This window comes from bacterium (assembly GCA_020444065.1).
Lineage (GTDB): Bacteria > Sumerlaeota > Sumerlaeia > SLMS01 > JAHLLQ01 > JAHLLQ01.
This window is the reverse complement of the sequence record JAHLLQ010000003.1, coordinates 174,051-190,740: the sequence shown is the minus strand read 5'-3', so window position 1 is coordinate 190,740 and position 16,690 is coordinate 174,051. Positions and strand designations below refer to the sequence as shown.

At 61.9% G+C, this 16,690-nt stretch carries 14 protein-coding genes; 4 read left to right on the top strand and 10 right to left on the bottom strand.

Annotated elements, in window-relative coordinates:
• Positions 1-9: 9 nt before the first annotated feature.
• Positions 10-1,077, top strand: a complete 1,068-nt coding sequence (locus KQI84_08565) for a potassium channel protein (protein ID MCB2154927.1) — start codon at positions 10-12, stop codon at positions 1,075-1,077.
• 61 nt (positions 1,078-1,138) lie between these two features.
• On the opposite strand, the gene KQI84_08560 is transcribed toward KQI84_08565, so the two are convergent.
• Positions 1,139-1,636: a hypothetical protein gene (locus tag KQI84_08560; GenBank protein ID MCB2154926.1), complete on the bottom strand. Its 498-nt coding sequence runs from the start codon at positions 1,634-1,636 to the stop codon at positions 1,139-1,141.
• Between the two features lie 217 nt (positions 1,637-1,853).
• Between KQI84_08560 and KQI84_08555 the strand changes: the two genes are divergently transcribed.
• Positions 1,854-3,767 (top strand): hypothetical protein, encoded by a 1,914-nt coding sequence (locus tag KQI84_08555; protein ID MCB2154925.1) that lies wholly within the window; start codon positions 1,854-1,856, stop codon positions 3,765-3,767.
• 27 nt (positions 3,768-3,794) lie between these two features.
• On the top strand, positions 3,795-5,330 hold the full coding sequence (locus KQI84_08550) for a glycosyltransferase (GenBank protein MCB2154924.1): 1,536 nt from the start codon (positions 3,795-3,797) through the stop codon (positions 5,328-5,330).
• 7 nt (positions 5,331-5,337) lie between these two features.
• Here the strand turns inward: KQI84_08550 and KQI84_08545 are convergent, their stop codons facing one another.
• Positions 5,338-7,563, bottom strand: a complete 2,226-nt coding sequence (locus KQI84_08545; GenBank protein MCB2154923.1) for a hypothetical protein — start codon at positions 7,561-7,563, stop codon at positions 5,338-5,340.
• Positions 7,564-7,732: 169 nt separating this feature from the next.
• Here KQI84_08545 and KQI84_08540 point away from each other — a divergent pair, with 169 nt between their 5' ends.
• Positions 7,733-9,514, top strand: coding sequence for a hypothetical protein (locus KQI84_08540; protein MCB2154922.1), 1,782 nt, complete (start codon positions 7,733-7,735; stop codon positions 9,512-9,514).
• An 8-nt stretch (positions 9,515-9,522) separates the two neighbouring features.
• Here KQI84_08540 and KQI84_08535 read toward each other — a convergent pair whose 3' ends face one another.
• From KQI84_08535 to KQI84_08500, 8 genes are all read right to left on the bottom strand, one after another.
• Positions 9,523-10,059, bottom strand: a complete 537-nt coding sequence (locus KQI84_08535) for a hypothetical protein (protein ID MCB2154921.1) — start codon at positions 10,057-10,059, stop codon at positions 9,523-9,525.
• Between the two features lie 10 nt (positions 10,060-10,069).
• Complete coding sequence (locus tag KQI84_08530; protein MCB2154920.1) at positions 10,070-11,497, bottom strand: hypothetical protein; 1,428 nt, start codon at positions 11,495-11,497, stop codon at positions 10,070-10,072.
• Positions 11,498-11,511: 14 nt separating this feature from the next.
• Positions 11,512-12,855: a phosphoglucosamine mutase gene (locus KQI84_08525; protein MCB2154919.1), complete on the bottom strand. Its 1,344-nt coding sequence runs from the start codon at positions 12,853-12,855 to the stop codon at positions 11,512-11,514.
• A gap of 126 nt (positions 12,856-12,981) precedes the next feature.
• A complete protein-coding gene (locus KQI84_08520; GenBank protein MCB2154918.1) occupies positions 12,982-14,004 on the bottom strand; it encodes an iron ABC transporter permease in 1,023 nt (340 codons plus the stop codon).
• On the bottom strand, positions 14,001-14,783 hold the full coding sequence (locus KQI84_08515) for a heme ABC transporter ATP-binding protein (protein MCB2154917.1): 783 nt from the start codon (positions 14,781-14,783) through the stop codon (positions 14,001-14,003). The genes KQI84_08520 and KQI84_08515 overlap by 4 nt, the downstream gene beginning before the upstream one ends.
• Complete coding sequence (locus KQI84_08510; GenBank protein MCB2154916.1) at positions 14,780-15,685, bottom strand: ABC transporter substrate-binding protein; 906 nt, start codon at positions 15,683-15,685, stop codon at positions 14,780-14,782. The genes KQI84_08515 and KQI84_08510 overlap by 4 nt, the downstream gene beginning before the upstream one ends.
• Entirely contained in the window at positions 15,682-15,894 is a 213-nt protein-coding gene (locus KQI84_08505; protein ID MCB2154915.1) for a (2Fe-2S)-binding protein, read from the bottom strand. The genes KQI84_08510 and KQI84_08505 overlap by 4 nt, the downstream gene beginning before the upstream one ends.
• 6 nt (positions 15,895-15,900) lie before the next feature.
• Entirely contained in the window at positions 15,901-16,677 is a 777-nt protein-coding gene (locus KQI84_08500) for a cob(I)yrinic acid a,c-diamide adenosyltransferase (GenBank protein ID MCB2154914.1), read from the bottom strand.
• Positions 16,678-16,690 lie beyond the last annotated feature (13 nt).

The window sequence follows — 16,690 nt, the reverse complement described above, 5'->3', positions numbered from 1 at the left end:
GGAGCCGCCATGCCGCTGCGCCAGTATCGCCGCATTAACCGGATTCCTCCGTCACCCGACGGCGCGCATCTGGACTTCCCGACCCGCCAGGTTGCCACCTCGCTCGCACTGATTATTGCAATCCTGCTCATCGGAACTTGCGGCTATCACCTCATCGAAGGCGTTCCGCTCTTCGACGCATTCTACTTCACCGTCATCACCGTTTCAACAATCGGCTACAGCGAACCGTCGAACTTCAGCGAAGCCGGCCGAGCCTTCACCATCGGCCTTGTTATCTTCAACCTGATCATCTTCACCTACGCCGCGACGACGCTCGGCCAGTTCCTCGTCAGCGGCGTCCTGATGAACAAGTACGGAGCCCGAAAGATGCGCAGAGAAATCGAACGCCTCGAGGATCACTACATCGTCTGCGGCTACAGCCGCCTCGGCCGCATGGTCATCGATCAACTCCTCGCCTACGACCGCCCGCTGCTCGTTATCGACACGGATCGCGAGTGCTGCGACGAGATGACCAATCGCGGCATCCTGAACATCCAGGGCGACGCGTCCGAAGATCGCATCTTGAACGACGCGGGCATCAATCGAGCCGCCGCCGTGATCGTTGTTGCGCAGGACGATCCAATCAATGTCTACATCACGCTCTCTGCGCGTGCGCTGAATCCCGACGTCACCATCATCGCCCAGGGCATGGGCGACCTGGCCGAAAATAAACTGAAGCGCGCGGGCGCCTCGCGCGTCGTCTCGCCCCTCGAACGGGGCGCCATCTACATCTCGCAGGCTGCCCTGCGCCCCTCCGTGGTCGACTTCCTCGATATGACCGCGACGCCCGGCGGCGAGAAGATCCAGCTCGAAGAGCTCGAAGTCCCCGCCAAATCGCCACTCGCCGAAAAGACGCTCCGCCAGCTCGATCTCGGCCACCGATTCAGCATCATCGTCGCCGCCATCCACCGCTCGAAGGAGGAAGGCTGGCTCGAATTCAACCCTGGAGCAGACAGCAAGGTTCAGGTCGGCGACGTCCTTGTCGCCCTCGGCCGCTACGAGGACCTTCGCGCCCTGGAACAGGAAATGGGCGACTGAAGGCCGCAGGCCCACCTCGCTGCCGAGTTGGAAACCGCGGAGTTTCGCCTTCTGACGCGAACTAGAGGCGGCCCTGACTCTCCAGGAATCTGAGAGTATCCAGAAGATTCCGCATCCGGCGACGGAGCATTTCTCCGTGCCGCGCGTTGAAGTCGACCATCACATCCATTGCCCCCGACGTTCTGCTTTCACTCTCATCCTGAATCCGGATGGCAAGTTCCTGCCTTTCATATGTACCAACCGGAATTTCGAGAGTGTCACCCTCGAGGGAAATGCATCTTGCAGCGAAATCGGCGGCGTCAAAGACCCTGTGAAGAGGCAGCTCTTCGGACATTCTGCTCCACCGCCTCTCCGAGTGCCGCCATGTCTTCACTGAAATGTGCCCGGGGTCGTACTGGGCTGTACCCACCGATATCCAGCGGACATCGGTTCTCTCGCGGGGGTAGAATGCATCGAAAGCCTGGTACGGCAGAGCAAGGATGGGCTTGTGGTCAAGGTGATGCGGCAGATTCTGATAGGGTCTGTAATCTGAATCGTCGGGAAGCACTGAGTATGGCATGTCACCAACCCTTTTAGTAGATTTACTAAAATTAGTATATCCATATGGCTCCGAAGATCAACCAGAATCTCTGAGTGAGACGCGCGCAAACGACTGTCTATACAACCGTCATCCAACCTTATTCCCATGCTCGAAGTCTAATGCAATGAGGCTTGAGCACGCCCAAGTCCTTCGGTAGCATCCAACCCGCTTCGAGAATAAACGTAAGGTCCTTTCTATGAACCGTTTCTGGAAACTTCGCGGCGCGGCAGCGCTCTGGGCCCTGGGATTGGTCGTCATTGCTGCACAAGCCGCCGCGGTGCCTTCCGAGCCCATGATGCCCCGCACGGTCGATGGCGGCGTCGAGTTCGCCATTAAGGCCCCCGGGGCTCCCGGCGCATACGTGGTCGGCACCTTCAACGATTGGGGCAGTAACGAAGACGGCGTGATCCGAAACGAGGAATTCGCCATGGGCAATCCGGACAACGCTGGCGTCTTCCGCAAGACGCTTTCGCTCGCTCCGGGCGTTTACCACTTCCGCTACGTCTTAAAGGACCAGTGGACCGAGTGGATTTCTCTGCCCGCCACGCAGACCCCGATCGATCGCGATGGAAACAGCATCCTTGTCGTCAATCCCGATGGGACGTGCGTTCCGGCTGCCCACCCGTATGTTTTTCCGCCGCGCATTGCGCGCGAGGGCGTCCAGTTCCGCGTCTACTCGCCCGACAGCAAAACGGCGGAAGTGGTCGGCACCTTCAACAACTGGGGCAAAGGCCAACCCGGCATCGCGAACGCCAGCGGCCTCATGTACCCCGGCACAAACTACGAATTCGTCCGCACCATTCCGCTGTCCGCTGGAACTTACGCGTATGGCGTTCGTCTGGATGAAAACGCCATGTGGCTGCCCGGCGCGCTCGAACTGCCCGCCGACGAACAGGGCGAACGTTACTTCACGATCACCGGACGCAACACGATCGTCGAGCTGACCGATCAGATTCTTCTGCCTCCACGCGTCGTTCCCGGAGGCGTCGAGTTCCGCGCCTACGCCCCAAAGACGGAGATCATCTACGTCGCCGGCGATTTCAACAATTGGGGCGAGAATGACAGCGGACGCGTCACCGATGCGCACGCGCGCATGGTCCCCGACGCGCGCGGCATGTTCGTCAAAGTCCTCGCCATCGAACCGGGCGAGTATCACTTCAAGTACGTCATCAATGGCCATCCCGACGGCTGGCAAGCCGTCGATCAAATCGATCTCCCTCAGGACAAGGATGGCAATTCCGTTTTCACACTGACGGCCGATGGCAAGATCAAGGAGCTGGCCGGCAAACCCGATCCGCTCATCGAGACCGGAGTGATGGCACTCATTGGCGAAGACGCCCGCGAAATGGCGGAACTCGAAATGATGCCGCCGACCCCGGTCCAGGGTGGCGTTCTCTTCCAAGTCAAAGCGCGCAAGAGCGCAAAGGTCTTCGTCGCCGGCGATTTCAACAACTGGGCCAACAACGACAACGGCTACATCAGCGGCAGCGATGCCCTGCTGCGCTGGGATGATCGCAAATCCCTTTTCGAACGCACCTTCCCCCTGACCGCCGGCATGTACCGTTTCAAGTACGTCTACGACGGCGCGTGGATGGCCGTGGATCCCACCATTCTGCCACGGGATCAGGAAGGCAACTCCGTCTTCACGCTGACCGCCGATGGGAAGATCGAAGAACTCAACCGCGCAGGCAACTCAAACGAAGTCGCCACCGCAAACACACCGGCGGCGACGCCCGCACCACGCATCGAACGCACCGCCACCGAAGCGGAGACATTCAGCCGCAATCTGGAACGTGTGATGGACGACGAATCGAAGCCGCGCGTGCTGTATTTCCACCATCCCGATCTCGCGTCCTGTGCCGGCGTCAATGAATGGCTGGACAGTCTGGCCGGCCAGCGCTTCCAGGAACGCATTACGATGCTGGTCACCGACGTCAGCAAACACCCCTCGACCGCGAAGCGCTACGGCGTGTATCGAATTCCCGCAGCCGTGCTGCTGGACGATTCCGGCGCGGTGAAAGAGAAAATCCAGTACAACGACGACGACACGCGCTTCGTATTCGAACTGAAGCACCTCGCCGGCGTGTCTGTGAAAAGCGGAGCGGAATAGCCTCCGCAGAAATGCAACCAAGTCCGCATGACGCACATCGACATCATCCTCCTCGCGGCGTACTTCGCCGTCCTGCTGCCATTGGCGGGATTCGGTGCGCACCGACTGTGGATGCTGATTGCGTTGCGACACGTCACGCATCGGACTCCGCCTGATGCTTCGGCGGAAGAAGAACTGCCAACCATCACGATTCAGCTTCCGCTCTACAATGAACCCGCTGTCGCTGCGCGCCTGATCGATGCCGTCTGCAAGTTCGATTATCCGCGCGACCAATTCGATGTTCAGGTTCTCGATGATTCGACCGATGAAACCACGACTGCAGCCGCAGAGCGCGTCGACTCATGGACCCGACGCGGCATTTCCATTTCTCATCTGCGCCGCGCGGATCGCGAAGGCTACAAAGCCGGCGCGCTTGCATGGGGACTGCAACAATCAGACGCCGAACTCGTTGCCGTATTTGATGCAGACTTCATTCCGCAGCCCGATTTCCTTCGTCGGCTTGTGCCTGAATTCGCCGATGATCGCGTCGGAATGGTGCAGGCCCGCTGGGGTCATCTGAACCGCGATTACTCCGTTCTGACCCGCGCACAGGCTCTCTTCCTCGACGCGCATTTTCGCATCGAGCACGCCGTCCGCGCTGCAACGGGGCGCTACTTCAATTTCAATGGCACCGCGGGCATCTGGCGCCGCGCCGCCATCGACGACGCCGGCGGATGGCAAGGCGACACGCTCACCGAAGACCTCGACCTCTCCTACCGCGCGCAACTTCACGGATGGAAGTTCGTCTATCGCGACGATGTCGAAGCCCCCGCCGAACTGCCCGCCGATCTTCGCGCATTCCGTAGCCAACAGCACCGCTGGGCAAAGGGATCGATGGAGACGTCGCGCAAACTGCTGCCAACGATCCTTCGCGCGCCAATCGCATGGCCGCTGAAGCTCGAAGCCGCCATCCACCTGCTCGGCAACGTCGCGAATCTGCTATTACTTGTCCTGGCGCTGTTGCTGTTCCGCGTGTTTCTGCTTCGCGAATTGAACAACCTCGCGCTTCTGCTTTGGACGGATCTACTGATATTCCTGCCGGCAACCGTTATCTTCGCCGCCTACTTCGCGCGCGCCGCACGCATGAACGGCACATCGTGGCTTCGTGCGATCGGATTATCCCTCGCGGCAATGGCGATCGGTATCGGCATGAGCCTCAACAACGCCTGCGCCGTCATCCACGGACTCACTGGCCGGCGAACGCCCTTCGTCCGCACGCCCAAACGAGGAATGATTGCCCAGGGAACCACTTGGAAAGAAGTAGGAACGGAGTCAAAGATCACGCGCCGACACATCGACTTTCGCGATATCCTGCCGTGGCTTGAGTTCGCACTCGGTGCGCACTTCATCATCCTGATCGCCACGGCAACGTACTACACCGTGCCGCAAGCCCTTCCTTTTGCCGCACTCTTCGCCGCGGGCTATTTCACCATCGCAGGCATTTCATTCGGACAAAGCGCAAACCGCTTCTTCCAATCCCGCCGTGCACGCCGAGCAATCGCTGCGCTTCCCGCAGACGGCTGAGCTACCCCTAGCGCAACATCCAGCCCGCCTCGAACTCCGGAATCGCCGCACCTGGCTGCAGCGCAAACGCGTGCAACATATCGTAGCCCCACTCGTAGCCTGGGTCGCCGTTGAATTCGATCAGGTAAATCCGCTGATTCGTCGCATCGTATGTGATCGCGCCGGACAACTCCGTGCCGCCCGGCTTCCGCGAGAACTGATCGAGATCGAATACGGCATACGGCTGAGGCTCCCAACTCTCCATCGTCCCCGCGGCGACGGTCTCAAGATCCGCGGGGTTGTAGAACAGCAGCGACATCTTCCAGTCGCTCGCTCCATTGCCGCGACCGCCGAACATCGGCTCCGGAATATCATCGTCGCTCTGGAACGTGCCATCGGCATAGCCATACCAATGATCGCCGACGCACCGAATCGTCGACATCACAACGGCACTGCTTCCGCCGATCTCCAGCCACGCACCGCCCTGTCCGTCCTCGCCCATGCTCCAGTTCTCGACGCGATGCTCTGGCGTCGCCCCGCTGCTGTAACGCAGCAACTCAATCGCCGAACAGGTTTCGTTCTGCGCCGGCAACGCGCCGCTTTCCCACGGCGCCGTCGCAAACAACGACGGCCCGTGCGATGGCACGCCAAGACCCGACTGGTACGCATTGCCGCAAATCAACGAGCGCCCTCCCACAGTCGCATCAGCCCACGATTGCGGCGCCGGAAACAGAATCATCGACGTCAACGCCGGCGGAACATGGTTCGGCGGCGCCTCGCCCAGAAACCACGGACCATTCGCCGTCGTCAGATCCAAATCGAACGCGCCGTGATGCGGCTGGTCCTGCGGGCTGCCGTAACCATCGGTGATGCCGTAGAACAAGTGCGGCCCCACGCCATTGCCGCCGGGATGATAAGTGATCCCGCCCGTCGCCCAGCCACCGCCTTGCGGATAGTACTGCCCGTCATAAACATGCGGCCAGATATCCACCGGCGCCTGCAACGTCGTCGCCCGCGGAGCATCATCGATGTTCGCCGAATCCACCGCCTGCGGAATACTGATCTCGCACACGCGCTCGCACAAACGCGTCAGCACATACAGCGAACCCGGCCACTCCGTCCCGGAATCATAATCCGGATTTCCCGTCGGACAGAACGCCAGGCCATCGGACACGTAATCCATCCAGGGCTCCAGATCCACCGGCAGCCGAATCGCCCCGAGATACTGTAACTGCGAATACGGATCGATCAGCGCCGCGCCGCTCCACGCCGGCACGCCAATCGTCACCGTCGTTGCGAAATCGCTTTCGTTCCCGTGGCGACGCGTCGGCTGCTCCTCCGACGGATACATCCCGTACGGCGCCGCATCCAACGCCGTCACCGAATACGAATGCGTCGACCCAGGCGCCACCTGGTGATCCACGTAGTGCAAGTTGTCCGTACCGTAGTACTCCACCATATCGGGCGCCACGTTATCAAACAAAGCGCCATCGCGATAGATCAGATAGCGATTCACTCCAGTCGCGTTGGGCGCCGGATCCGTCGACGCACTCCACTCCAACCGCACGTGGTTCAGGCTGGTTCCCGCGGTCGCGGCCTGCAACTGCGCCGTCAGACTTCCCGGCGCGGATGGTGCCGTCAAATCCGCCTCGTCCGTGAACTCGATCCGCGTCAGCACAATCGCCGGGTTCGGGTATCGCTTGTTGATGTTAACGCGCACCGCGTCGCCCACCGATGGAGGCGCCAGCAAATGGTTCCCCATCGTCGCGTCGGAAATATAGTAAACAAACTCCGCCGTCTGACCCGCTTCCAGGCCATACCCGATGTCGCCCGTCATCGTGTACCACGCATTCGTCGTATCGCTGGGATCCGGACTGTCCGCATCGGTCAGGCTCAGGCGCGCATGGAAGTACGACTCATTCACATCGCGATTGTAGAACGTGCAGATAATCGCGTTGCCACGCGCAAAGGAAATCGGTGTCGTGCCTTGAATTCCCGCGAAACTCGGATCCCCCTCGGCCAGACTCTCGATCTCCGTGATACCCTGGTGGGCGGGATTCCCGTCAGGATCCACGTACTCCACGTTCGTCGAATGTCGCAGAATCTGGTTCCAATCCCCGTACGGCGTCGTGGACGTCCCGTCCGACGTTCCGAAATCGACCAGCACCCAGCGCCCGGCCTGCGCAACGGACACGGCCAGAACAATCATCGCCAGCGCCGCAGCACCACGGCGCAACAGAGCGGAAGCAACCATCGGAAACCCCTCCCGAAGTTGATGTTTTGTTGTGTCTGCGCACTATTGCCGCTCCGCTGCCGAATGGCAATCGGCATTCTTCCGTCGGGAAAATCGAAAAACCCCGTTGCCCGCCCGCCGAGGCTTGGGCCAAGTGGCGAGAAGCAACGAAACCCCGAGGCCCGGCTCCATGATTTCCCCATTCATGCGCTACAATCCATCGCCGAATCTCGACGCCCTCTCGCGTCGACGGTCATGGCTGCTGGCCATGTCCCCCGCTGCGCTCGGGATTCTCGTTTTCGGCCTGGTCATCGCCCTGATGATGGGATTGCGCTACACGATCCTCCTGGACGACGCGTTCATCTCGCTCCGCTACGCGCGCAACTTGTTCGAAGGCCACGGCCCCGTCTACAACCCCGGCGAAGAACCCGTCGAAGGCTACACGAATTTCCTGTGGATGCTCTTCATGAGCGTCCACTTCTTCTTCACAAAACATCCCGAGCACCTGATGCTCTTCTGGAATCGCCTGTTCGGCCTGCTGATCGTCGTCGTCGTCTGGTGGGAGCTCCTCCGCCGCGGCGAAGCCGGCCACCGCTGGTTGTGGCTCGGCGTCGGACTCGTTGCCTGCCACGAGACGCTGCACGCGTGGATGGCCGGCGGACTTGAGACGCACTTCTTCACCTTCCTCGTGGCTGTCGCAACCGGCCGTTTCCTGCGCGAGGAATTCACGCCACTCCATGCACAACGTCCCTGGAGCGCCATCCCCATGGCGCTTGCACTGCTCACGCGACCGGAAGCCTACATGCTCGGCCTCATCCTCGGCTCCGTGCTGATTTTCCGCCGACTCGTTTTTGCGAAGGGCGTACCCGGTGCGTGGAAGGGCTGGCGCCGCGTGCTCATCTGGGGCGGCGTATGCGCCGTCATCGGCGGCACGCATTTGCTCTGGCGACACGCCTACTACGGCGCGTGGTTGCCGAACACATTCTACGCAAAAGTCCCCGGCGCGTACTTCGAGAACGGCATTCCGTACGTGCGCCTCTATCTCGATATCAACTACTTGCATTGGATGATTCTGGCGTTCTGCGGACTGATCGGCTTCATTGCTGTCGTCTTCCAGCGCCACCGCCCGATCTCGGGACAGATCGCAACGCTCTGTCTTCTTACCGCCGGAATGTGTCTCTACCTGGCCTACACCGGCGGCGACGTCTTCGAGTTCCGTCTTCTCGCGCCGACGATTCCGTTCATCGCGTTGCTTGTTCCGCTCAGCTTCGAAGCCATCTCCGGCTGGCTCCCTTCGCGCGATCGTTGGGAAGCCATCGCGCGTCCGCTCGTGTTGGCCCTGTTGACACTCCTGGGTGGCACTATGATGGGCCGCGCCTTCTACACATCTCTCAATAACCCGCACGTCAAGGCACTCGGCGAACTGAAGATCGCGCCGGCCATTCACTACCAACTCTGGAACTGGGAAAGCCAGTGGCACCCCGTCGGCGAGTGGCTGCGAGAATTTGCAGACCCCGACGAACGCCTCGCAATCGGCGCGGCCGGCGTCGTGCCTTACGTCAGCGGCCTGCCGACATTCGACATCCTCGGCCTGAACGATCGCGAAGTCGCACACATGGAAGTCTCCGGCCGCGGCGGCGTCGGCCACGAAAAGAAAGCTGGATGGGAACTGATCAAGAAACGCGGCACCACCTACTTCATCGATGACCTCGGCCGACGCGACAAGCCGACCGATTTCCCCGATTGGCTACGCAAAGATGAGAATGCAGTCATCGTGAAGCTTCTCACTGATCAATGGCTCAGCATCAAGGCTCCCAACGGCGCCCAGAAGCTGCGCGAGAGCCTTCGCGAGCGCGGCGCGATCGTCTACCCCGGCCCGAAGGAGGATGCCGCGAAGGTCAATCCGATCAACAAGGCGAATGAAGCGAAATACACCGCCATCAAGCGGCGTTTGGATCGAGAAAAGAAATAGCCCGCCGGCTAGTCCTGCTGCACAACCGGGACCTCTTGCTGCTCGTGAATCATGTGTTCGAACGGGAACATCAGCATCTGGCAAATCGATAGCCCATACAACGTCAGCCCGATCACCAGCACGATCACGGCGATCCGGTGCGCCTTCGTCTTCTTGTCCCGACGACGAATGGCGGCGAGCAACCACTGCTCCGGATCCAGGTGCATGTACGACGTCAGCCAACGCACTGGCGTCACGTAGAGCATCGTGATCGCCGCCGCCAGCACACACGCCAGCAGGCCGCTCACGACAAGAATCTGCGCCAACAAGCTTGTCCCCGCAATCGTCCGCCCGCTGAATCCCGTCACCGTCACAACGACGCCCGCGATCGTGATCACGCCTGTGGCGCGCATGTGAATTGCGTTCAACTGCTCGTTGATCAGCGCGTACGCATCCTTGTACGAGTCGGCGCGTAAGATGCGCTCGCGAATGCACTCGATCTCAAGATGCTCCTCAATCGTTGCGGGAGATTGATCCTCTGGCGTGTGGGACTTCTGAAATGACATGTTCTCTCGCCTATTCTTTCTTGCTCTCGATACGACTCCGGATCCGTTCCAGCAGACGCCGGACATCCGGATGAAGGTTCTCATAAACCCCAAACGCCCGGCTTCCGGACAGCCGCTGAACCAATTCTTCCACGTCGCGCGACACGGTCTCGTCTCGGTTCAGAAACTCGCGCTGCAAATTCACGAGTGGATTCTCAACTTGTCCCGTGGCGACCCGATCCGGTGCGGGCTGAGGATTCTTCGCCCAATTCCGCAGTGGCTCGTAGCACTTTCCCGCCCCACGAAGCTCGTGCAACTTCTCCCGCCGACGTTCTGCTTCCTGCTCATCGAAACGCCCAAGGCGCAACTCCGTCCCCAGTTTCTCCGCAAAGTCGGCGGCGTCTCCAGCACGGGCCGTAGCGATCAATCCCGCATCGGCGAACTCTGCCGTGATTTCCGTCGGATCGTTCATCACGGCGCGCATTCCAGCCCATAGCCAACCGAACAGCCGGTTGCGGCAACCCAACTCGCCCTCCAGCGTCCAGCGGTCGCACGAAACACCAACGTCTGCTTCCAAACAACAATCGATGAATCGATCATGCTCGATCCAACCGAGGAAATGATAGCGGTCCCGGTGCGGCGACTTCTCGACACGAGCGCGAAAGTTCCGAAAGACCTTGTTCACATGCCCTTCAATCTCACCGCCGGTCGTCACATACACCGCTTGCGGATCGTTTGCGAGAACGCGCTCGACCGCCTCGAATAAAGTCGCTTCATCTAGCCACGTGTTGTAGCCGCCGGTGAACAAGATGATCCGCGCATCTTCGGGAACAATGCCGCCCCGAAGATAACCCCGCTGAGAAGAACGAAACGGTTCGTCAAACGGCAACACGACCGGAAGAACTTGAACCAGTTCATGGCCGCACGTCGCCGCATTCAGCCGTCCCGCAGCGCCCAATTCGCCCAGCAACGCATAGCGCTGCGCTCCGGAACAAACGCCAAACATATCCGCGCGCACCAGAACCGGCAGAACATAGAGCCACTGATCGTGCAGCGCCGCGTTGCTGCCGTGAACCTCGGCCTGCATCTGCCGCTCTGCCATCGGATGGCCGTTGTAATCGATATAGAGCGGCCCATCGAATTCCGACCGAACGGCCGCCAGCGCAGCCACATCCGTCAGCGCCACAACGGCATCGGCATTGTGCTCGCGCGCCAGCGCCGCAATGCGATCCGCAGCTTGCGGAATATCCGAAGGCAGGAATTCATGCCGGGCAACTCCATCGGACTGATCCTCTGCGGCTTTCTCCGCCCCGCCAAAGAGAAACTCCCCGACTGCGATCTCGTGACCGTCCGCCGCCAACTCGTGAATCATCGTCGCCAGGCGCAATCCGGGAGCAAACACCTGGCGCGCGGCCGGTGCCGGTCGGGGGCCAACTCCCAAAATCAGCAGTCGCGACATGACTCCGTCCCTTTTTACGCGATCGCGTTTCCAGCGCGCTTCACCAGCTTGCGCGCATCCGCTTTTGTCGGCGCCTCAACAAAGATGCGCAGAATCGGCTCCGTTCCGCTTGGACGCAAATGCACCCACGCGTTGTCCCACAGGAACTTCACGCCGTCCGTTTCGTCCACGGAGACGGCGTCCTTGAACTCCGCCTTCGCGCGCTTCAGCGTTTCAGCAACCGACAAGCCACCGAGTTCCACTTTGCCCTTCACGAGCTCATAGTCCGTCACGACCTCGTTCCACTTCGACAGCGTCTTGTTCCTCGTTTGCATGCCGAGCAGAATCAACGCCAGCGCCGTCGCCGCATCGCGACCCGGATGCACCAGTGGCAAGATCACGCCGCCGTTTCCTTCGCCGCCGATCTTCGCACGCGCCGCGCGAATCCCCGCCAGAACATGCGCCTCGCCGATCTTCGTGCGCTTCACCGTCGTGTTGTACTTCTCCGCCAGGCGATCCAGCCCCATGCTCGTCGAAAGATTCGCCACAAGCTTTGTCTTCTCGCCCGTCAGCGACAGGTACGAATCCGCCGCCAGAATCAGCGTCCTCTCCTCGCCAATCGGGCGACCCGTTTCATCCACAAACGCAATGCGATCTGCATCGGGATCGATCGCCGCACCCAAATCCGCCCCAATGCGCTTCACCTCGCGTGACAACACACGCAGATTCTTCGGCAACGGCTCCGCCCCGCGCGGGAACGTCCGCCCGGGATCGTCGAAAATCGCATCGACCTTCACGCCCAACGCCGTCGCCACCAACGGAGCCAGAATCGTCCCAGCACCATTGCAGCAATCGATCACGATGCGCAGCTTGCGCCGCCGGCGAGTCACCTGCGGCAACGCCTTCAGCAACTGCTCCAGGTGATACTGCGCCATGTCCGTTTCCTCGCGCCAACTGCCGATCTTCGCAGTGCCCTTCGGCGACGCGGGCTTCTTCATCAGCGCATGCAACTGCTCGTGATGCTTCGGCGTCAGAAACTCGCCCTTCGAGTGAAAGAACTTCAGCCCGTTCCATTCCGACGGATTGTGGCTCGCCGTAATCGCAATGCCGCCGCCCGCCTTGTAGCGCCGCACCGCCATCCCCATCGTCGGCGTCGGCACCAGCCCGATCGAGATCACATCCACCCCGCGCGACCGTAGAATCGACTCCACAACCGGCTGCGCCCACGCACGCGACGGACGACTGTCGCCGCCCACGACCACGCGCTTCGGCTTCACCAGATCCGCAAAAGCGGCCACGTACGGCAGAATAATCTCCGGCGTGAAAGACGTACCGACAATCCCCCGCAATCCGGCGATAGAAACGATCGGCTGGCTCATAGAAGTACTCCCTGGCACAAAATCGTGGGCCAAAGCCCAATCTGTAATTCAGCCCCACCCCCCGGACCCAACGCAACCCGGATGCTCTCAAGGACATTGGCAGTTGGTGGTGTTGGATCTTACGGATCAGCGAGTGGCGGCCGCGCCCTGGCGGAAGAGGATCCAAAGGAAGAATGGGCCGCCCAGGCAGGCGGTCAATATTCCGACGGGAATTTCAGTGGCTCCGCCGATGGCACGAGCGGCGGTGTCGCACGCGATCAGGAACGCGGCGCCTGCCAGGGCGGAGGCAGGCAGGAGGATTCGATTGTCGGGCCCCAGCAGCCGACGAATGGCGTGGGGGACGATCAGGCCGACGAACCCGATCGGCCCGGCATACGCCACGATCAGAGAAGTCAGCGCTGCAGCGACCCCGAGGCAGGTCAGGCGCGTGCGCTTGGCGTCGATGCCAAGGTGGGTGGCGGTCGCGTCGCCCAAGGTCATGAGGTTCAACGCGTGCGCTCGCGAGATCAGGAAGGCGCCGCCAGCAAGGACGGGCAGCAGCAGCAGCCCGGGGACGGTGAGGCTGGCGACGTCGAGCCCGCCCATCATCCAGCGCAGCATGCCGTAGGCTTCGTAAGGGTTGGCGAGGTACTGGAGGATCAGGACGCCGGCGGCGAAGATCAGGTTCATGGTCACGCCCGCCAGCAGGAGCGTGCTCATGCGATCGGCTACGCGAGGGCGGTGCGCAAGAGCGAGGATCAGCGCCACGGCGATGGCGGCTCCGGCAAAGGCGGCCCCCGGGATGAGCAGGGCAGCGAAGCCGGTGGCGACGCCCGCGGCAAGGAGATGGATGGTGCCGAGAGCGCCGAAGGTCGCGCCGCCGCTGATACCGAGGGTGTAAGGCGTCGCCAGGTCGTTTCGCAAGAGTGCCTGGAAGACCGCGCCGGCCAAGGCCAGCACGGCTCCTGCCAGCACGCCGAAGAGCGCCCGCGGCAGTCGGATGGTTTCGAAGATCAGGCGATCGGTGTTTTGGTCGATCGGGATCGAATGATCGAGAGCGCGCGACCAGGAGATCGACGTTGGGCCGACCAGCGGCGAGACGATGAAGACGATCGCGAGGAGCACAATCAGGCTCGCAAAAACAATGGCGATGCGGGGTCGCTTGGTCATGGCCGCAACCCCACGATCGGGTGTCCGTCCGGCCCGGGCGCCGTCCAGATCTCGGCGGCGTAGACGCGCTCAAGGAGCTCGAGCTGCAGGATCTCCTCCGGCGTACCGTGGGCGGCAACGCGACCCTCGTGCAGCACCACGATCTCGTCGCAGAAGCGAACGGCGAGGTTCAAGTCGTGCAAAATCAGTACGACAGTCTGGGACTGCTCGCGCGCCTGGCGGACGACGAGGCGGAGGATCTGTTGCTGGTGCGCGAGATCGAGCGACGCCGTCGGCTCGTCCAACAACAGGATCGGCGTCTGCTGTGCAAAGGCCCGGGCGATCAGTACGAGTTGTCGCTCTCCGCCGGAAAGCTGGGAGACCGGGCGGTGGAGCAGGGGCTCCAGCCCGACAAGCCGTATAGCTTGTCGGGAAATCGCGACGTCGTCCTCAGATTCCTGGGCCAGGGGACCCCGCAGATGAGGCGCGCGGCCCATCTGCACAATCTCCTCGACCGTGAACGGGAAGGCGGATGATTCGCCTTGAGGAACGACGGCAACGGTCCGGGCGATCTCGCGGCGTGGCATCGCCTGGAGGGGATTGCCCTGGAGCAGAATCCGGCCTCTCTCGGGCCTCAGCAGACCCGTCATCAGGCGCAGGAGGGTGCTCTTGCCGGCGCCATTCGGGCCGACGATGGCGACGATGCGGCCAGCGGGAATCTCCAGGTCAACGCTATCCAGCAGCGGCGATGGCCCAGAATAGGCAAACCGTACGTTTTCAATGGTGTAAGCGCTTTTCATGGCTCCGTGCCGACGGTCTCAGGGCGGATCAGATCGTGCAGCGTGCGTGCGTCGCGTTCGAGGAAAGCCCCCGGCAAGAGGACGCGCTTGTCCATCAGGAAGAGGATCCTCCCATCGCGCACGGCTGGCAGGGGCGACATGGCCTTCCAGGCGGCGCGCGCCTCGGCGTGTTCCCGATCGGTCTCCTCCTCGTGGTGCGTTTCGATGATGACATCGGGCCGCATGGAGAGGATGGCCTCGCGGTTGAGGACGGGATACTTACCAAGCTCCCCAGGGACGACGTTCTCCGCGCCCGAAATCGTCAAAAGCTCGTCCAGATAGGTGCCCCTCCCGGCGGCATAGAGATTCGCCAGGCTGCCGGGCTGGCGACCGACAACGATCAGGACCTTGAGCGGTGGCTCGTCCTTCCAGCCATCCTCAAGTCGAGCAATATCAGCGTTTGTTGCGGCAATCAACTCCTCCGCTCGATCCTCTCGACCAAGGGCTCGGCCGAGATCGCGCATGGTGCGGGCGATCTCTTCGCGGGTTTCGCAAGTATTGGTAACGACAAGCCGAATGGCTTGTCGGTTATTGAAGAAATCGATCACCTTTGCGCTGCTGGGATAGGCAACAACCATGTCCGGATCGGCGGCGACCATGGCCTCCAGGTTGGGGCTGAAGAGGTCCCCCATCGCCGGGCGCGTCGCGGCCTCGGGCGGGTCCTGGCAGTAGCGCGTCACGCCCACCACCTGGTCGCCGGCGCCGAGGGCGAAGAGCATCTGGGTCAGGTTTGGTGCGCAGGAGATGATGCGTGTGGGCGTGGTCGGATCATCGGCTGGGGCCGCCGGGGCCCTTGCCACGAGCACCAGCGCGAGAACGGCACCCGCGAGCGCCAGAACACGCAATGTTCGGTCGGCTCTCATCCCGGCGAATCCAACGGGGGGCAGGGATAGGGCACTTCGGTAACGCCGGTGGCGAGGCAGTAGGCAATGTACGGCAGGCAGAGGCGACAGGACTTGCCGCAATTCAACCGGCGCGCCACCTCTTCGGCGGTCAGGACTTCGTTCTCCCTCGCCCACGCCAGGATCTCGCGGAACGCGAGGTTCTTGCAGTAGCAATGCGTAATCGGCATGGGGCGCTACTCCGTCTCGTTGGATTCCGGCATGGCGGGCTCGGGCTGATCGCGCTGCCATGTGGTTTCGTCCATCCCTTGGTGTCGGTTTGCCCACCGAGCGAGCACGAAGAGGGCGTCGCTGAGTCGATTCAGGTACACGGTGGCATGCGGACCGATGTTCTCGATCATACTGAGCGTCACGGTACGGCGTTCGGCGCGACGGGCGATGGTGCGGGCCTGGTGCAAGGCGACGGCCGTGGAGCTGCCGCCGGCGAGAATGAAGTCCTGCAGCGGCTCGAGCTCCGCGTTGAAGCTGTCGCAGAGCCGTTCCAGATAGGCCGTCTCGGCCTCGCCAATCAGGGGCATCTGCGGGTGGCGATCTTCAAGCTGCGTCGCCAGGTCGCCGCCGAGCGTGAAAAGCTGATTCTGGATGAATTGCAGATGGGAATCGAGCATCTCTGCCTGCTCGATCGATTCGAACTGGCCGTTCTCCGTCTCGACGGCCAGGCGCGCCGCGCCCAGCGCCGCCGCCAGCTCGTCCACGGTTCCGTAGGCCTCGATCCGCGGGTCGTTCTTGCCGACGCGCTGGCCACCAACGAGGCCGGTCTTTCCGTCGTCGCCGGTCTTCGTGTAGACGCGCGTGATGCGCAGGCGAGCCGGCGCCTGCTCCTCGGCCTCGGCGGGTGACTCCTCTTCCTCTACGACCGGAGGTTCTTCCGCTTCGGGCGCGGGCTCCGGTTCCGGAGCGGGGGTGCCCTCAGCGGGCAGGGCATCGGAACTCGTCGAGAAGCTCGGCCCCATCTGGCGTCGCAGC

Excerpts from the sequence above, each read along its gene's own strand:
- KQI84_08505 (MCB2154915.1), bottom strand. The coding sequence starts at position 15,894 with ATGCCGATTACGCATTGCTACTGCAAGAACCTCGCGTTCCGCGAGATC.
- KQI84_08560 (MCB2154926.1), bottom strand. The coding sequence starts at position 1,636 with ATGCCATACTCAGTGCTTCCCGACGATTCAGATTACAGACCCTATCAG.
- KQI84_08540 (MCB2154922.1), top strand. The coding sequence starts at position 7,733 with ATGATTTCCCCATTCATGCGCTACAATCCATCGCCGAATCTCGACGCC.
- KQI84_08535 (MCB2154921.1), bottom strand. The coding sequence starts at position 10,059 with ATGTCATTTCAGAAGTCCCACACGCCAGAGGATCAATCTCCCGCAACG.
- KQI84_08555 (MCB2154925.1), top strand. The coding sequence starts at position 1,854 with ATGAACCGTTTCTGGAAACTTCGCGGCGCGGCAGCGCTCTGGGCCCTG.
- KQI84_08520 (MCB2154918.1), bottom strand. The coding sequence starts at position 14,004 with ATGACCAAGCGACCCCGCATCGCCATTGTTTTTGCGAGCCTGATTGTG.
- KQI84_08500 (MCB2154914.1), bottom strand. The coding sequence starts at position 16,677 with ATGGGGCCGAGCTTCTCGACGAGTTCCGATGCCCTGCCCGCTGAGGGC.
- KQI84_08530 (MCB2154920.1), bottom strand. The coding sequence starts at position 11,497 with ATGTCGCGACTGCTGATTTTGGGAGTTGGCCCCCGACCGGCACCGGCC.
- KQI84_08565 (MCB2154927.1), top strand. The coding sequence starts at position 10 with ATGCCGCTGCGCCAGTATCGCCGCATTAACCGGATTCCTCCGTCACCC.
- KQI84_08545 (MCB2154923.1), bottom strand. The coding sequence starts at position 7,563 with ATGGTTGCTTCCGCTCTGTTGCGCCGTGGTGCTGCGGCGCTGGCGATG.
- KQI84_08550 (MCB2154924.1), top strand. The coding sequence starts at position 3,795 with ATGACGCACATCGACATCATCCTCCTCGCGGCGTACTTCGCCGTCCTG.
- KQI84_08515 (MCB2154917.1), bottom strand. The coding sequence starts at position 14,783 with ATGAAAAGCGCTTACACCATTGAAAACGTACGGTTTGCCTATTCTGGG.
- KQI84_08525 (MCB2154919.1), bottom strand. The coding sequence starts at position 12,855 with ATGAGCCAGCCGATCGTTTCTATCGCCGGATTGCGGGGGATTGTCGGT.
- KQI84_08510 (MCB2154916.1), bottom strand. The coding sequence starts at position 15,685 with ATGAGAGCCGACCGAACATTGCGTGTTCTGGCGCTCGCGGGTGCCGTT.